The organism is Ancylobacter sonchi (assembly GCF_018390695.1).
GTDB classification, from domain to species: domain Bacteria; phylum Pseudomonadota; class Alphaproteobacteria; order Rhizobiales; family Xanthobacteraceae; genus Ancylobacter; species Ancylobacter sonchi.
Genome location: NZ_JAHBGF010000011.1, coordinates 353,135 through 369,265, shown reverse-complemented (window position 1 = coordinate 369,265; position 16,131 = coordinate 353,135). Strand labels below are relative to the sequence as shown.

Sequence of the window (16,131 nt, the reverse complement as noted above, 5' to 3'; positions counted from 1 at the left end):
GCCACACGTGCTCCCCGCGGCCGGGAGAGGTGTGGCGGGGGAGAGGAAGCGTGCCGGTCGCCGCGCCGCGAATCGCGGCGGCGGGGGTGAGCGGCGCCGGATCGGGCGCGCCACACGGGCCGGCAGCGTGAGCAGGCGGCACATCCGTCCGCACGCGCCGTCCGATGCCGGCCGGCGCGGCAAAAGTTAACGCATTTCCAGTGGGCGACCGTGGAAAGCCGGCGGGCTTAATGCGCGCTAAAACGCCGGAAATCCGCGAGGGCTCCAACGGGTGAAGCGCTTCTGGACGCTAGAGAAATTCCTCCTGCGCTAAGGTTCTGCGATTGCGGGGCAAAACCCGCTTCGGGCGGCGCGCCGCGCATTCGGCCGGCGAGAATTTTACCGAATATTTACCAAAAGGTACGGATGCTGTCCCCCAAGGCGCGCCACGCGCTCGGCTGTCGGGGCATCAGCAGGTCGGACTTCCGATAGGCCGACCGGACCGGAGATCATTCCGGCCTGGTCTGTCTGGAAATCCTTAACCCAGCCCGGAACGACCGAGACGTCGGTGATGCCCGAACTGGCAGCCCATGCGGGTTATTCGTTCGGCGAGCTTGTGAGATGGATGGTGGAGGACGTGTCGCTCAATCGTTGAATCCGGGTCGGAAGCCCGGATACGGCGCGAGTGCGGCCATGGCGGATCAGGGACGCGGCAGCAGGCCGGCCCGCACCACGGCGCCCCAGGCGGCGGCCGAGGGCGGCCGCACGCGATTCGCGAATCGGGCGATCATCGGCGGCAAGCGGCTGCTGGTGGGCTTCGCCGGCTCGCGCGCCGCGAGCTGCGGCGCCGGCACCTGGCTGGTGGCGGCGCTGTTCGCGGCGACCGGCGCCTACGGCCTGCAGGTCGGCGGTCACATGCCGCAGGCGGTCGAGACCGTGCGCGACATGGCCGACAGCGTCGCCAACATCGCCGGCTTCAAGATCCGTACCGTGAACCTCGCCGGGCAGAACCACGTCAGCCCGGGCGACATTCTCGCCACCGCCGGCGTGAAGCCGACCTCCTCGCTGCTGACGCTCGACGCCGAGGAGGCGCGCACGCGGCTCGAACAGCTGGCCTGGATCAAGCGCGCCACGGTGCAGAAGCTCTATCCCGACCGCCTCGACATCCAGGTGGTGGAGCGCGAGGGCTTCGCGCTCTGGCAGAAGGACGGCAAGATCAACGTCATCGCCCGCGACGGCACGGTGATCGCCCCCTATTCCGACGATGCGCGCTACATCCGCCTGCCGATCGTGGTGGGCGAGGGGGCGCAGAACCACGTCACCGAAATCGTCGAGGCCCTCGGCCTGGTGCCGGGCGTGCGCGACAAGGTGCGCGCGGCGATCCGCGTCGCCGACCGGCGCTGGACGCTGAAGATGCGCAACGGCATCGACGTGCGCCTTCCCGAGACCGGCATGCCCGAGGCGCTGCAGGAACTCGCGGTGCTCGATCGCGACAAGCAGCTGCTGACCCGCGACGTCACCATCATCGACCTGCGCCTCGCCGACCGTGTGTCGGTGCGCCTGTCCGACGCCGCCTACGAGGCGCGCCAGCCCGATCCCAAGGCCAAGAAGAAGGCGCCCAACACATGAGCGTGCGCGCGCCCTACGACATCGTTCCCAAGATGCGTCCGCTGTCGCCGCGCCGTTCCGGCGTGGTCGGCGTGCTGGAGATCGGCACCTCCAAGATCGTCTGCCTGATCGCCCGGCTGAAGCCGCGCGACGCCTCGATGAGCCTGCGCCGCCGCAGCCACGCCATCGAGGTGCTCGGCGTCGGCCATACCAGCGCCCATGGCATCAAGGGCGGCACCGTCGCCGACATGGAGCGGGCCGAGCACGCCATCCGCCGCGCGGTGGACGCCGCCGAGCGCATGGCCGGGGCGCAGATCGCCTCGGTGATCGTCTCCATGGCCGGCGGGCGGCTGGGCTCCGAGCATTTCAACGCCGAGATCGACCTGCCCGAGCCGGCGGTCGCCGAGGGCGACATCCGCCGCGTGCTCGATGCCGCCTCGACCTTCGCGGTCGGCGACGGCCGGGTGGTGCTGCACGCGCTGCCGGTGAGCTACGCCATCGACGGCGTGCCCGGCGTCGCCGAGCCGCGCGGCATGCTGGGCCGGCGCCTCGGCGTCGACCTGCACGTCATCACCGCCGACGCCTCGGCGGTGCGCAACCTGCTTTTGTGCGTCGAGCGCTGCCATCTCGGCGTCGAGGCGATGGTGGCGGCACCCTATGCGGCGGCGCTCTCCGCGCTCGCCGACGACGAATCCGAGCTCGGTACCGTGCTGATCGACTTCGGCGCCGGCACGACCACCGTCGCCGTGGTGGTCAACGGCTATTGCGTGCATGTCGACGGCATCGCGGTCGGCGGCCAGCACATCACCAACGACGTCGCGCGCGGCCTCTCCACCCGCCTCGCCGACGCCGAGCGGCTGAAGAGCCTGCATGGCGGGGTGATCGCGGTGGGCGCCGACGAGCGCGAGATGCTCACCGTGCCGGCGATTTCCGAGGACCAGCGCGACCTGCCGCGCGCGGTGCCGAAGTCGCGGCTACTGCACATCATCCGCCCGCGGGTGGAGGAGATCGTCGAGCTGATCCGCGACCGGCTGGTCGCTTCCGGCCACGCCGCCGATGCCGGCCGGCGCATCGTGCTGACCGGCGGCGCCAGCCAGCTCACCGGCCATGCCGAACTGGTCGGTCAGATCCTCGGGCCGCAGGTCGGCTCGCTGGTGCGGGTCGGCCGCCCGCTCGGCATCTCCCGGCTGCCCGAGGCGGTGCGCGGCGCCTCCTTCGCAGTGGCCGCCGGCCTGCTCGTCTATCCGCAGGTGGCGGGCCTCGAACATTTCGAGGCGGGCCGCCGCCGCGTCTCCCAGGCGGGCTCCGACGGGTATTTCTCCCGCGTCGGCCACTGGCTGAGGGAGGCGTTCTGACCATGGTTCATCACATCCGCGCCGGCGGAACCGGCACCACAGAAATCGAGTCGGGACGCGTGCCCGCCGGCGTTAGGGGACAGATACAATGACCATCAACCTCCAGGTGCCTGATATTCGCGAGCTGCGCCCCCGGATCACCGTGTTCGGCGTCGGCGGCGCCGGCGGCAACGCCGTCAACAACATGATCACCGCCGGCCTGTCGGGCGTGGACTTCGTGGTGGCCAATACCGACGCGCAGGCGCTGGCGCTCTCCAAGGCCGAGCGCATCGTGCAGATGGGCGTCGCCGTCACCGAGGGCCTCGGCGCCGGCTCGCAGCCGGAAGTCGGCCGCGCGGCGGCGGAAGAGGCGCTCGACGAGATCCGCGACCACCTCGCCGGCGCGCACATGGCGTTCATCACCGCCGGCATGGGCGGCGGCACCGGCACCGGCGCGGCGCCCGTCATCGCCCGCGCCGCCCGCGAGCTCGGCATCCTCACCGTCGGCGTGGTGACCAAGCCCTTCCACTTCGAAGGCCAGCGCCGCATGCGCATCGGCGAGATGGGCATCGCCGAGCTGCAGAAGAGCGTCGACACCCTCATCATCATCCCGAACCAGAACCTGTTCCGGGTGGCCAACGAGAAGACCACCTTCGCCGACGCCTTCGCGATGGCCGACCAGGTGCTGTATTCCGGCGTCGCCTGCATCACCGACCTGATGGTGAAGGAAGGCCTGATCAACCTCGACTTCGCCGACGTCCGCGCCGTGATGCGCGAGATGGGCAAGGCGATGATGGGCACCGGCGAGGCCTCCGGCGAGAAGCGCGCTCTGCACGCCGCCGAGGCGGCGATCGCCAACCCGCTGCTCGACGAAGTCTCGATGCGTGGCGCCCGCGGCCTGCTGATCTCGATCACCGGCGGCCGTGACCTCACCCTGTTCGAGGTGGACGAGGCGGCGACCCGCATCCGCGAGGAAGTCGACCCGGACGCCAACATCATCCTCGGCGCCACCTTCGACGAGACGCTGGAAGGCATCATCCGCGTGTCGGTCGTCGCCACCGGCATCGACCCGGCGGTGATCCCGGAGCAGATCCCGCACAGCCTGTCCAACCTCGCCGACATCGGCGGCCGTCGTGTCTCCAATGCCGGCCGCTTCGCCGTCGAGGCTCGCCGCGACGCCGCGCTGCGCTCGGTCGCCTCGGCGCTGAGCGAGGAGCCCGTCGCGCAGCACCACCAGGGCTACGAGCCCACCTTCGCCGCCCCGAGCGCCGGCGAGCACGTCTACGCCGCCGAGACCGGCTATGCGCCGCAGCACATGCCGGCCGCCGCCATCGACGACGTCACCATCCGCCAGCTGCCGCCCAAGCCGCAGCTCTATGTCGAGCAGGAGCAGCCGCAGGCCGCGTCCTATGACTACCAGGACGAGCCGATCGAGCCGTTCATCCCGCCGCAGGCCGAGCGTCCCGAGCAGCGCGCACCCCGCATGCCGCGGGTCGAGGAACTGCCGATGCCGGCGCAGAACCAGATCCGCGCTGCCCGTGGCGAGCCGACCGAGCAGCAATATGCCGAGAAGAAGCGCATGACGCTGCTGCAACGCCTCGCCCATGTCGGCCTCGGCCGTCGCGAGGAGGAAGAGGTCGATCCGCCGGCGGAGGCTCGTCCGGTGGTGCGCCGCGCGCCGCAGCAGCAGGCCTATGCCGAGGAGCGTCCGCTCGCCGAGCGTCGTCCCGAAGCGTCGGAGTTCGCCAAGCGTCCCGCGCCGCAGCGCCCGATGGACCAGCATGGCCGTCCGCAGCAGGCCGCCCGCCCGGCCGAGGACGACCATCTCGACATCCCCGCCTTCCTGCGCCGTCAGGGCTGAGGGAAGCGGTAGCGCGCTCCCGGTAACGGACCGTTACCAAATGTTTAACGCAGTGCAGCGCCCGGACCGAGAGGTCCGGGCGTTTGCGTTTGATCTTAAGGGTTTATTTCCCGTCCAGGGTGTATTGCAGGACGGTAACAGACGGTAAGCAAGCGTGATTTGGCACGCGAGGGGGCGCTGACTATCGTGCAGTCAGAAAGTGCCGTCGGGAGATTCGCATCTCGTGGAATCCTGGTGGCCGAATGTGACTGTATCGAGGTCTTGAGGGGGAATGTCGCCGGCTCCGGCGTGTTCCTGGGATGACGGAATGAACGCAGTAAGCCAAACCACCCTTGCCGACAGCGTCGCCTTTAGCGGCGTTGGCGTCCATTCCGGCAAGGCGGCGCGCATGACCGTCTCTCCCGCTGCGGCCGATACCGGCATCGTCTTCCATCGTTCCGACGCCTCCCGCTCGGTGCGCGCCTGCCGCGACGCCGTGCGCGGCAGCGACCTCGCCACCGTGCTGCGCGACGCGGAAGGCCCGGCGGTCTCCACCGTCGAACATCTTCTCGCCTGCCTCGCCGGCCTCGGCATCGACAACGCTCATGTCGAGATCGACGGGCCGGAAGTGCCGATCCTCGACGGCAGCGCCGATCTCTTCGTTACCGCGATCGATGAGGCTGGCATCGTCGAGACCGATCACGCCCGCCGCTATCTCAAGGTGCTGAAGACCGTCCGGGTCGAGACCGAGAGCGGCTATGGCGAGCTGTCGCCCTACGATATGGGCTTCCGGCTCGAGGTCGAGATCGACTTCGCCCACGCCGCCATCGGCCGCCAGCGCTATGCCGCCACCCTGTCGCCGGACGTGTTCCGCCGCGAGCTGGCGCCGGCCCGCACCTTCGGCTTCCTCAGCGACGTCAACCGCCTCTGGGAAGCCGGCTATGCGCTCGGCGCCTCGCTGGAGAACACCATCTGCGTCAGCGAAGACGGGGTGGTGAATGAGGGCGGGCTGCGCTGGTCCGACGAGTTCGTCCGCCACAAGGCGCTCGATGCCGTCGGCGACCTCGCCCTTGGCGGCATGCCGCTGCTGGGGCGCTACCGTTCCTATCGCGGCGGCCACAAGCTGAACTTCGCCGTGGTCGATGCCCTGCTCGCCGATCGTTCGGCCTATGAGATCGTCGAGGCGCGCCAGCCGAGCCGCCGTGCCCTGCGCGGCACCGCGGGCCTTGGTGTCGCGGTGGCGATGCCGGCGCACGCGCCGGAGCTCTGAGACGCGCCGGGCCAAGCGCCAGCCGTCGCCGGCGGAGTCGCGTTGCCGTCGACATTGCTTGTTCGTGGCATCCCAGTCGCCATAATCCGGTCGGAAAGCAGCGCTAGCCGCTAATCAGGGACTTGTGTGCCGGGCAGGGCCGCGGCGGGGGGCGGTGGCTCCCGGATCGGGATTGAAAGCTGTGATGCGTCTTCTCCATCTCGCCGGCCACCATGCGCCGGCGCCGCGAACCGCTGGTGTCGCCCGCCTGTTCGCGCTGGCCTTCGCCGCACTCCCGATGGCCGGCTGCGCCAATCTCTTCGACACCAAGGAAGAAGAGGTCATCGTCCCCGACGTGCCGGCCGAGCAGCGCTACAATGAGGGCCTGACCCTCATGCAGAAGGAGGACTACGCCGGAGCGCTGACGCGCTTCGAGGACGTGGACCGCCAGCACCCCTATTCGGAATGGGCGCGCAAGGCGATGCTGATGATCGCCTATGTCAACTATTCCCAGGGCAAGTATGACGAGTGCATCGGCGCCGCCAAGCGCTACCTCGCCCTGCATCCCGGCTCGGCCGATGCCGCCTATGCGCAGTATCTGGTCGCGGCGGCGAATTTCGACCTCATCCCCGACATCTCCCGCGACCAGACCCGCACCCAGCGGGCGATGGACGCGCTCGACGAGGTGGTCCGCAAATATCCCGACACGGAATATGCGGTCAGCGCCAAGAAGAAGCTTGAGATGGCCCGCGACCAGCTCGCCGGCAAGGAGATGATGATCGGGCGCTATTATCTCGAGCAGCGCAACTATGCCGGGGCGATCAACCGCTTCAAGGTGGTCGTGACCCGCTACCAGACCACGCGCCACGCCGAGGAGGCGCTGTATCGGCTGACCGAGGCCTATATGGCGCTCGGCGTCGTCAACGAGGCGCAGACCTCGGCGGCGGTGCTCGGTTATAATTTCCCGGAAAGCAGCTGGTACAAGGACGCCTACAAGCTGGTGCAGTCGCGCGGCGTCAATCCGCAGATGAACAACCAGTCGTGGATCGCCAAGGCTTTCCAGGGCTTCAAGCTCGGCTCCTGACCGGCGAACCGGGCCGGTCGGGTTCGCGGCGATTTCTCGCCGCCCGACGTGAACACAACGCGAAAATGCTCTAGAACCTGCCTTGCGCCGGCGCCTGCTTCGCCGGCGGGATTCGCTTCGGAGCTGACGCATGCTCGCTGCCCTGGCGATCAGGGACATCGTCCTCATCGAACGGCTCGACCTCGCCTTCGAGCCCGGCCTGACCGTGCTGACCGGCGAGACCGGCGCCGGCAAGTCGATCCTGCTCGACGCCTTCACCCTGGCGCTGGGCGGGCGCGGCGACGGTTCGCTGGTGCGCCACGGAGCCGGCCAGGGGCAGGTGACGGCGGAGTTCGACCTCGCCCTCGACCACCCGGTGCGGGCGCTGCTGGCGGAGGCCGGCATCGCCGATGACGGCGCGCTGGTGCTGCGCCGCATCCAGCATGCCGACGGGCGCACTCGCGCCTTCGTCAACGACCAGTCGGTGAGCGCGCAGATGCTGCGCGCGCTCGGGGCGGCGCTGGTGGAAATCCACGGCCAGCATGCCGACCGGGCGTTGGTCGACACCTCTTCCCATCGCGTGCTGCTCGATGCGTTCGGCGGGCTGACCGTCGCCGCCGCCGAGGTGGCCGGGCTGTGGCGGCACTGGCGCGCGCTGACCGAGGAGCTCGACGCCGAGCGAGCGCGGCTCGACGAGGCCGCCCGCGAGGCCGACTTCCTCCGCCACGCGGTGGAGGAACTCACCGCGCTGGGCGCCGAGACCGGCGAGGAGGAGCGGCTCGCCACGAGGCGCTCGGAGATGATGCGCTACGAGAAGATCGCCACCGATCTCGGCGAGGCGCATGAGGTTGTCGGCGGGCACGGCTCGCCGGTGCCGACCCTCGCCGCCGCCGTGCGCCGGCTGGAGCGCCGTGCCGGCGAGGCCGAGGCGCTGGTACGCCCGGCGGTGGAGGCGATCGACCAGGCGCTGAATGCGCTCGAACTGGCGCGCACGCTGCTGGAAGAGGCACTGCGCGCGGCGGATTTCGACCCGCGCGAGCTGGAGCGGATCGAGGAACGGCTGTTCGCGCTGCGCGCCGCCGGTCGGAAATATAGCTGCCGCGTCGACGACCTGCCGCAGACCGCCGCACGCTTCGTCGGCAAGCTGGAGGCGCTGGACAATGGCGCGCAGGCGCTGGCCGGGCTGGAGGCGCGGGCCGCCGAGGCGGAGAGAGCCTATCGCGCCGCCGCCCGCAACCTCTCCGAGCGCCGCCACCGCGCCGGCGTCGCGCTCGACGCGGCGGTGAACGCCGAATTGCCGCCGCTGAAGCTGGAGCGGGCGCAGTTCACCACCGACATCCAGACCGACGCGGCCGGCGGCGGCGCCGACGGCTATGACCGCATCGAGTTCTGGGTGCGCACCAATCCCGGCACAAGGCCGGGGCCGATGATGAAGGTCGCCTCCGGCGGCGAGCTCGCCCGCTTCCTGCTGGCGCTCAAGGTGGTGCTGGCCGACAAGGGCTCGGCGCCGACGCTGGTGTTCGACGAGATCGACACCGGGGTGGGCGGCGCGGTGGCGGACGCCATCGGCGCGCGGCTCGCCCGGCTGGGCGCGAAGGCACAGGTGATCGCGGTGACCCATGCGCCGCAGGTGGCGGCGCGTGCCGTCCAGCACTACCGCATCGCCAAGGAGATGACCGCCGAGCGCGACCGCGTCGCCACCCATGTCGCGCCGCTCGCCCCCGATCATCGCCGCGAGGAGATCGCCCGCATGCTGTCGGGCGCCGAGATCACCACCGAAGCCCGCGCCGCCGCCGAGCGGCTGCTGAAGAGCGCGGAGACCGCCAAAGCCGTAACGAAGTCGTCCGCATGACCGCATCCCCTGCCGATATCGCCATCGAGAAGCTCACCGCCGACGAGGCGGCCAAGGAACATGCCCGGCTCGGCGAGGAGATCGCCGGCCATGACCGCCGCTACTATCAGGACGACGCGCCCACCGTCTCCGACGCGGACTATGACGCGCTGCGCCGCCGCTACGAGGCGATCGAGGCGGCCTTCCCGGAACTGAAAGGCCTCGACAGCCTCTCCGAGAAGGTGGGCGCGGCGCCATCGGCGAAATTCGCCAAGATCCGCCATGCGGTGCCGATGCTGTCGCTCGGCAACGCCTTCGCCGACGAAGAGGTGGAGGAGTTCGTGGCGCGCATCCGCCGCTTCCTCGGCCTTGCTCCCGAGGCGGACCTCGTCGTCACCGCCGAGCCGAAGATCGACGGGCTCAGCTGCTCGCTGCGCTACCAGAAGGGGACGCTGGTCAGCGCCGCCACCCGTGGCGACGGCTTCGAGGGCGAGGACGTCACCAATAATGTGCGGACCATCAAGGACATCCCGGAGCAGCTCGCCGGCCGCGACATGTTCGAGATCCCCGACGTGTTCGAGGTGCGCGGCGAGGTCTATATGGGCCATGCCGACTTCGCGGCGCTCAACGAGCGCCAGCAGGAGGGGGGCAAGCCGCTGTTCGCCAATCCGCGCAACGCGGCGGCCGGCAGCCTGCGCCAGCTCGACCCGAAGATCACCGCCGCCCGGCCGCTGCGCTTCTTCGCCTATGCCTGGGGCGAGGTATCGGCCGGCGGGCTGCCGGCGGACACCCAGTTCGGCGTCATCGAGGCGTTCAAGCGCTGGGGGCTGCCGACCAACAAGCTGACCGTGCGCTGCCACTCGTCCGCCGAGCTGCTGGCGCATTACCGGATGATCGGCGAGCGGCGCGCCGAGCTCGGCTACGACATTGACGGCGTCGTCTACAAGGTGGACCGGCTCGACTACCAGGACGAGCTCGGCTTCATCGCGCGCTCGCCGCGCTGGGCGATCGCGCATAAATTTCCGGCGCAGAAGGCGGTGACGCAGCTGCTCGGCATCGACATCCAGGTCGGGCGCACCGGTGCGCTGACCCCGGTCGCCAAGCTGGCGCCGATCACGGTGGGCGGCGTGGTCGTCTCGAACGCCTCGCTGCACAATGAAGACTACATCGCCGGCATCGGCGGCGACGGGGAGCCGATCCGCGGCATCGTCGAGGGCCGGCCGGTCGACATCCGCATCGGCGATTTCGTCACCATCCAGCGGGCCGGCGACGTCATCCCGCAAGTGGTGGACGTGGTGCTGGAGCGGCGCCCGGCGGAGGCGACCCGCTACGTGTTCCCGCATGTCTGCCCGGCCTGCGGCTCGCACGCGGCGCGGGAAGAGGGCGAATCGGTGCGCCGCTGCACCGGCGGCCTGATCTGCCCGGCGCAGGCTGTGGAGCGCATCCGCCATTTCGTCGCCCGCGACGCCCTCGACATCGAAGGGCTCGGCGACGAGAACGTGCAGACGCTGTTCGAGGCCGGGCTGCTGCGCACGCCGGCCGACATCTTTCGGCTGCACCGGCGCAGCGACGAGGTGCGGGCCGCGTTCTATGCCCAGCGCGAGGAACGCGCCCGCCAGCGCGAGATCGAGACCGGGCAGGCGCGCAAGAAGGTGCTGACCGAGGAGGAGCGGCAGTTCCTCGGCGTCGACAAGCTGTTCGCCTCGATCGACGAGCGTCGCGAAGTGCCGCTGGCCCGCTTCGTCTATGCGCTCGGCATCCGCCATGTCGGCGAGGTGACGGCGAAGGCGCTGGCGCGAACCTATCGCGACATCGAGGCGCTGCGCGCCGCGCTGGAAGCCGCCGCGCCGGGGCGGCCCGGCGAGGCGTGGCTGCGGCTGCTGGCGGTGCAGTGGGTCGGCAAGCCGACCGCCGAGGCGCTGGCGCTGGCGGCTTCCGAGTTCGAAGACGGCGAGCTGGCGGCGGACAAGGTCGAAGCCGCCTTACGTAAGGTGTTCGCCCGCGCCAAGCCGAATGCCCGCCAACGCGTTTCGATCCGGGAAGCCTACGGCACCGAGGCCGAGATCCTCGTCGCGCTCGCCGAGGCGCGCCGGCAGATGCCGGGCCAAGCCTTCCTTGAGCTTGCCGCCGTGCCGGATGTCGGTGAGGTGGCGGCGACCTCGCTGTGCGAGTTCCATGCCGAGGAGCATAACCGGCACCTGCTCGACGAATTGCTGGCCGAGATCCGGGTGATCCCTGCCGAGGCGCCGCCGGCGGCCTCCGGCGCGGTGGCCGGCAAGACGGTGGTGTTCACCGGCGCATTGGAAAAGTTGACCCGCGACGGGGCCAAGGCGATGGCCGAGCGGCTGGGTGCCAAGGTCGCCGGCTCGGTGTCGAAGAAGACCGACTATGTCGTCGCCGGCGCCGATGCCGGTTCCAAGCTCACCAAGGCGCGGGAGCTCGGCGTCGCCGTGCTCACCGAGGACGAATGGCTGGCGCTGGCCGGCGAAGGCTGAGCCGGCACGTCTCTGTTTATTGCGTTCATCATCCCGTCGAGGAGCCTTCCATGGCCGACACCACGCTGCTGCTGATCGACATCCAGAACGACTATTTTCCCGGTGGAAAATACCCGCTGGTCGGCATGGAGGAGGCGGCCGTCGAGGCGGCCCGCCTGCTTGAGGCGGCCCGCCGGCAGGGGCACGGCATCGTGCATGTCCGCCACGAGGATCCTTCGCCGCAGGCCGGCTTCTTCGGCAACGGCACCACGGGGGCTGAGATCAACCCCACCGTGAGCCCGCAGGCGGGCGAGCCGGTGGTGGTAAAGCAGAACGTCAACGCCTTTCTCGACACCGGGCTCGACGCGACGCTGAAGGAGAAGGGGACGACCCGGCTCGTGATCGTCGGGGCGATGAGCCATATGTGCGTCGACGCGGCGACGCGAGCGGCGCTCGACCTCGGCTATGAGGTGACGGTGGCGCATGACGCCACCGCGACGCGCGACCTCGGCTTCGGCGGCACCGATGTGCCGGCGGCGAGCGTGCAGGCGGCGCTGATGGCGGCGCTGGAATTCGCCGGGGCGGGCATGAAGACCGGCGCCGATATCGCCGAGGAATGGGGCGCCTGACGCTGCCCGGCCACGGGCGGCAACGCCGTCCGGCTAGGCTGCCGAGCTAACGGCCGACCAAAAGGCAAGGGCCGCCGCGGGGGGAGACGCGACGGCCCTTCTTTGGAGGTGCGTAGGGTTTCAGCCAGAATATGGCTTGGGCGATACGCGGGACCTCCAGCTTCCCTGAATGCGTGCGCGGGCTTGCGGGCCGCACCGGTGTTGCCGTGCTGCGGGCGATGGTCCAGTCGCCGGCAACGCGGCGGTGCGGTGCGACTATATCCGCCCGGTGAGCATCATCACGATCAGAACAACCACAAGAATCGTCACGATTCCGCTCGGGCCATAACCCCAGCTGCGGCTGTATCCCCAGCTGGGCAGGGCGCCGACCAGGATAAGGATCAGGATGATCAGAAGAATAGTGGTCATGGCGGCGTCTCCTTCGGGTCCCATAGACTTGGGTTGCGAGGAGAACGCCTATCCTGCACGATGGTTCCATTGAACCATCGTGCTCGTCTTCGTGATTTCGGGGAGAGCGGCGTGGTCAGCCCTGCAGCGGGGCGGTGGCCTCGATCAGCCAGCCGGCCACCTCGGGCTCGCCCGCGACCTCAGGGCCGATCAGCTCGCGCACCCGGGCATGGTAATCGTCCAGCCAGGCGATCTCCTCGTCGGTGAGCAGCACCGGGTCGATCACCCGCCGGTCGAAGGGGGCGAAGGTGATGGTCTCGAAGCTGAACAGCTCGCGCTCGCCGCCAGGCGGGGTGGGCTCGGCCTGCACCACGATCAGGTTCTCCAGCCGGATGCCGAAGCCGCCTTCCTTGTAAAAGCCGGGCTCGTCGGAGAGCACCATGCCTTCCTCCAGCGGCACCGCGCCGAGCTTGGAAATGCGCGCCGGGCCCTCATGCACCGAGAGATAGGCGCCGACGCCGTGGCCGGTGCCATGGTCGAAATCGAGCCCGGCCGCCCACAGGAACTGGCGGGCGAAGGGGTCGAGCTGGGCGCCGGAGGTGCCTTTCGGGAAGATGGCGCGGGCCACCGCGATGTGGCCCTTGAGCACGCGGGTGTAGCGGTCGCGCATCTCGTCGCTGGGCTCGCCGACCGGCAGGGTCCGGGTGACGTCGGTGGTGCCGTCCTCATATTGCGCGCCGGAATCGATGACGAACAGCTCGCCGGGATTGAGAGGCCGGTTGCTGGCCTCGCTGACCCGGTAATGCGGCAGCGCGCCGTTCGGCCCGGCGCCGGCAATGGAGGGGAAGGACAGGTCCTTCAGCAACCCGGTGTCGCGGCGGAAATTCTCCAGCGCCACCACGCAGTCGATCTCGGTGAGCGCGCCCTTGGGCGCCTCGCGGTCGAACCAGGCGAGGAAGCGGACGAGCGCCGCGCCGTCGCGCCGATGCGCGGCGCGCATGCCGGCGAGCTCGGCGGTGTTCTTGGCCGCCTGCATCAGCGCCACCGGGCTGGCGCCGCGCGAGACCTTGCCGCCCGCCGCCTCGATGCGGGAGGCGAGCTGGGCGGGGGCGGTCGCCTGGTCGAGGCGGATGGTGGCGCCGCCGGTCGCCACGAGGTCGAGGGCGCGCTCCAGCATCACCGGCTCGGCGATCTCCGCCTGGGCGGCCAGCGCGTCGCGCACGGCGTTGGAGAGCTTGCGGGCGTCGACGAACAGCGTCGGGCGTCCCTCGCGCGGCACGATGGCCCAGGAGAGCGGCAGCGGGGTGAAGGAGACGTCGCCGCCACGGATGTTGAAGGTCCAGGCGACGCCATGCGGATCGGAGAGCACGACGGCGTCGAGCTTCTCCGCCGCGAGCTTCTCGCGGATGCGCGCGAGCTTCGATTCGGTGGTCTCGCCCGCCAGTGCCGGATCGCGCAGCGTGACCGGCGCCGCCGGGGCGGCCGGGCGGTCGTCCCACGCCGCGTCGATGGGGTTGCCGTCGACCGCCACCAGCACGGCGTCGGCGCTGGCCGCCGCCTTGCGGAGCCGGTCGAGCGCGTCGAGCGTGGTCAGCCACGGATCGTAGCCGATGCGGGCGCCGGCCGGCGCCTTGGCGGCGAGCCAGGCTTCCGGGCTCTGCTGCGCCAGCTGCACCACGGTATAGGAGCCGGGATCGGTCTGGGCGGCGGCCTGGATGGTGTAGCGCCCGTCGACGACGAGGGCGGCCTCCTGGCGCAGCACCAGGGCGATGCCGGCCGAGCCGGTGAAGCCGGTGAGCCAGGCGAGGCGCTCGTCGCAGGGCGGCACATATTCGTTCTGGTGCGCATCGGCGCGGGGAACGACGAAGCCGTCCAGCCCGCGACGGTCGAGCTCGGCGCGCAGCCGCGCGAGATGGGCGGCGCCGTGCTCGGGGGCGGCGGAATCGGCGAAGGATTGCAGCGTCGAAGCGGGCATGACAGGCACTCTCTCAGGCACGAAGGAGGGAACGGAGACGGCGGCGCGTCTCGCCCGGCTTAAGGTCGGGCGCGGCCATGGGCCGGGTTAAGCACGGCTAGGGGTCAGGCACGGCTATGCATGGCCCGGCCGGCATCCCACAGCGACTTGGCGCCGAAGGCGATGAACATCACCCCGACGAGGCGGGTGATGATGGTGCCGTGGCGCATGAACACCCGCCGCACCGGGGCGAGGCCGGCGGCCCAGACCAGGATGATATCGGCGGCGATGAAGCCGATAAAGGCGGCGGCCATCAGGATGGGCGCGTCGCTCCAGGCGAGCGAGGTAGCGTAGCTGGCGGTGAGCGCCGTGTACATCGCCACCGACACCGGATAGGCCTTCGGATTGGTGAGGCCGAACAGGATGCCGGTGATCAGAGGCCGGCCGGCGCCGATGGGCGCGCCGGTGCTGCCCTTCGAGGTCAGCGCCTTGACGCCGAGCCAGCACAGATAGAGCCCGCAGGCGATGCCGAGCAGATCGAACAAAGTCGGGCCGAGCTGGTTGACGCCGATGATGGCGGCGAAGGCCAGCGTGCCCCAGAACAGGTCGCCGACGAGATGGCCGCTGACGAAGCGAACCCCGGCGCCGCGCCCCTGCGCAGCGGCGAGCGAGAACAACGCCAGGAAGGCGGGGCCGGGCATCAGCACGTATAGCGCGCCGGCCAGCGCGGTCATCGTAAAGAGTCCGTACGACATGTTGGGGGAACCGGCTGGACGAGGAGAGACGATTGCGCCAGCATCGACCCGATCCCTTGGAACGTCAATCTGACCGCCCGGCAAATGGAGCTTCCCTCATGGTCCGGACGGCCTGTCGCCGACTGGCGTTCGTCGCCATCGGCCTGATCCTCGTGCTGTTTCCGGCGCTGTCGCCGGCGGCGGCGCAACTGACCGTCGGCGTGCATCTCGACAACCGGCCCTGGGAGTTCCGCGACGAAAAAGGCGCCTATGTCGGCTTCGACATCGACATGGTGCAGGCGCTGGGCAAGGAGCTCGGCGTCGAGGTGGCGCTGCGGCCGATGGGCTTTGCCGAGCTGTTCGAGGCGCTGGACGTCGGGCGCGTCGACGCGGTGGCGAGCAGCATCACCGTGACGCCGGAGCGGCTCGGCCGCTTCGATTTCACCCAGCCCTATTACCGCACCTCGCAGGCGGTGGTCGTGTTGAAGGCCTCCGGCATCCGCGATCTGGCGGGGCTGGCCGGCAAGACGGCGGCGGCGATGCCGGCCTCGACCAATGCGCAATGGCTGGAGGCGAGCAAGGGCAGCTACGCCGTCCGTGCCATCCGCTATGTCGACGGCCTCGACCAGGCGCTGGCGCTGCTGCGCAGCGGCGAGGTCGCCGCTTATTTCGGCGACGAGCCGGCGCTGCTCTACGCGCTGTTGGACAGCCGTGACCTCGCCGTCATCGCCCGGCTGCCGACCGAGGACCGCTACGCCCTCATGCTGCGGCGAAGCTCCGCCTGGACCGGGCGGGTCGACGCGGCGCTGTCGGCAATCAAGCGCGACGGCACGCTCGCCGCCATTCACCGCAAATGGTTCGGCGCCCGCCCGCCGGCGGATTCGCCGGTGACGACCGTGCTGCCGCGACCCTAGAAAAAAGCGGTGCGTGGCGGCCCGGCCTCGCCAAACGGGCATGCCGATGCCATTTTGTTCTCGCAGGAATCGCTGGCGGCGGTGGCGGGAAGGTCGGGAGAGGCTTTCGCGCCGCCGGGTGCCGGCTTATTGAGG

General features: G+C 70.1%; 12 protein-coding genes. 9 read left to right on the top strand and 3 right to left on the bottom strand.

Going from position 1 to position 16,131, the window contains the following annotated elements:
- The first annotated feature begins 672 nt into the window (after positions 1–672).
- From KHC28_RS05160 to KHC28_RS05125, 8 genes are all read left to right on the top strand, one after another.
- Positions 673–1,608, top strand: a complete 936-nt coding sequence (locus KHC28_RS05160; protein WP_214007248.1) for a cell division protein FtsQ/DivIB — start codon at positions 673–675, stop codon at positions 1,606–1,608.
- On the top strand, positions 1,605–2,942 hold the full coding sequence (gene ftsA / locus KHC28_RS05155) for a cell division protein FtsA (protein WP_246564297.1): 1,338 nt from the start codon (positions 1,605–1,607) through the stop codon (positions 2,940–2,942). The genes KHC28_RS05160 and ftsA overlap by 4 nt, the downstream gene beginning before the upstream one ends.
- A gap of 88 nt (positions 2,943–3,030) precedes the next feature.
- Positions 3,031–4,782, top strand: a complete 1,752-nt coding sequence (gene ftsZ, locus KHC28_RS05150) for a cell division protein FtsZ (RefSeq protein ID WP_214007247.1) — start codon at positions 3,031–3,033, stop codon at positions 4,780–4,782.
- A gap of 307 nt (positions 4,783–5,089) precedes the next feature.
- Positions 5,090–6,031, top strand: a complete 942-nt coding sequence (lpxC, locus tag KHC28_RS05145; RefSeq protein WP_214007246.1) for a UDP-3-O-acyl-N-acetylglucosamine deacetylase — start codon at positions 5,090–5,092, stop codon at positions 6,029–6,031.
- Positions 6,032–6,215: 184 nt separating this feature from the next.
- Entirely contained in the window at positions 6,216–7,094 is an 879-nt protein-coding gene (locus tag KHC28_RS05140) for an outer membrane protein assembly factor BamD (RefSeq protein WP_214007245.1), read from the top strand.
- Between the two features lie 130 nt (positions 7,095–7,224).
- Entirely contained in the window at positions 7,225–8,925 is a 1,701-nt protein-coding gene (gene recN, locus KHC28_RS05135) for a DNA repair protein RecN (RefSeq protein ID WP_214007244.1), read from the top strand.
- Complete coding sequence (gene ligA, locus KHC28_RS05130; protein WP_214007243.1) at positions 8,922–11,399, top strand: NAD-dependent DNA ligase LigA; 2,478 nt, start codon at positions 8,922–8,924, stop codon at positions 11,397–11,399. The genes recN and ligA overlap by 4 nt, the downstream gene beginning before the upstream one ends.
- A gap of 50 nt (positions 11,400–11,449) precedes the next feature.
- On the top strand, positions 11,450–12,007 hold the full coding sequence (locus KHC28_RS05125; RefSeq protein WP_214007242.1) for a cysteine hydrolase family protein: 558 nt from the start codon (positions 11,450–11,452) through the stop codon (positions 12,005–12,007).
- 255 nt (positions 12,008–12,262) lie between these two features.
- Here the strand turns inward: KHC28_RS05125 and KHC28_RS05120 are convergent, their stop codons facing one another.
- The 3 genes from KHC28_RS05120 to KHC28_RS05110 all read right to left on the bottom strand — a co-directional run bounded on the left by KHC28_RS05120 (position 12,263) and on the right by KHC28_RS05110 (position 15,082).
- Positions 12,263–12,415 carry a DUF3309 family protein gene (locus tag KHC28_RS05120; RefSeq protein WP_214007241.1) on the bottom strand — a complete coding sequence of 51 codons (153 nt, stop codon included), beginning with the start codon at positions 12,413–12,415 and terminating at the stop codon, positions 12,263–12,265.
- Between the two features lie 115 nt (positions 12,416–12,530).
- On the bottom strand, positions 12,531–14,369 hold the full coding sequence (locus KHC28_RS05115; RefSeq protein WP_214007240.1) for an aminopeptidase P family protein: 1,839 nt from the start codon (positions 14,367–14,369) through the stop codon (positions 12,531–12,533).
- A 104-nt stretch (positions 14,370–14,473) separates the two neighbouring features.
- Positions 14,474–15,082 carry a LysE family translocator gene (locus tag KHC28_RS05110; RefSeq protein WP_246564294.1) on the bottom strand — a complete coding sequence of 203 codons (609 nt, stop codon included), beginning with the start codon at positions 15,080–15,082 and terminating at the stop codon, positions 14,474–14,476.
- 119 nt (positions 15,083–15,201) lie between these two features.
- Between KHC28_RS05110 and KHC28_RS05105 the strand changes: the two genes are divergently transcribed.
- The gene (locus KHC28_RS05105; protein ID WP_214007238.1) at positions 15,202–15,996 is read left to right on the top strand and encodes an ABC transporter substrate-binding protein; all 795 of its coding nucleotides are present in this window, start codon (positions 15,202–15,204) and stop codon (positions 15,994–15,996) included.
- Positions 15,997–16,131 lie beyond the last annotated feature (135 nt).

Bases quoted from the DNA above. Each gene is read 5' to 3' on its own strand.
- KHC28_RS05160 (WP_214007248.1), top strand. From the start codon at position 673: ATGGCGGATCAGGGACGCGGCAGCAGGCCGGCCCGCACCACGGCGCCC.
- ftsA (WP_246564297.1), top strand. From the start codon at position 1,605: ATGAGCGTGCGCGCGCCCTACGACATCGTTCCCAAGATGCGTCCGCTG.
- ftsZ (WP_214007247.1), top strand. From the start codon at position 3,031: ATGACCATCAACCTCCAGGTGCCTGATATTCGCGAGCTGCGCCCCCGG.
- lpxC (WP_214007246.1), top strand. From the start codon at position 5,090: ATGAACGCAGTAAGCCAAACCACCCTTGCCGACAGCGTCGCCTTTAGC.
- KHC28_RS05140 (WP_214007245.1), top strand. From the start codon at position 6,216: ATGCGTCTTCTCCATCTCGCCGGCCACCATGCGCCGGCGCCGCGAACC.
- recN (WP_214007244.1), top strand. From the start codon at position 7,225: ATGCTCGCTGCCCTGGCGATCAGGGACATCGTCCTCATCGAACGGCTC.
- ligA (WP_214007243.1), top strand. From the start codon at position 8,922: ATGACCGCATCCCCTGCCGATATCGCCATCGAGAAGCTCACCGCCGAC.
- KHC28_RS05125 (WP_214007242.1), top strand. From the start codon at position 11,450: ATGGCCGACACCACGCTGCTGCTGATCGACATCCAGAACGACTATTTT.
- KHC28_RS05120 (WP_214007241.1), bottom strand. From the start codon at position 12,415: ATGACCACTATTCTTCTGATCATCCTGATCCTTATCCTGGTCGGCGCC.
- KHC28_RS05115 (WP_214007240.1), bottom strand. From the start codon at position 14,369: ATGCCCGCTTCGACGCTGCAATCCTTCGCCGATTCCGCCGCCCCCGAG.
- KHC28_RS05110 (WP_246564294.1), bottom strand. From the start codon at position 15,082: ATGACCGCGCTGGCCGGCGCGCTATACGTGCTGATGCCCGGCCCCGCC.
- KHC28_RS05105 (WP_214007238.1), top strand. From the start codon at position 15,202: ATGGTCCGGACGGCCTGTCGCCGACTGGCGTTCGTCGCCATCGGCCTG.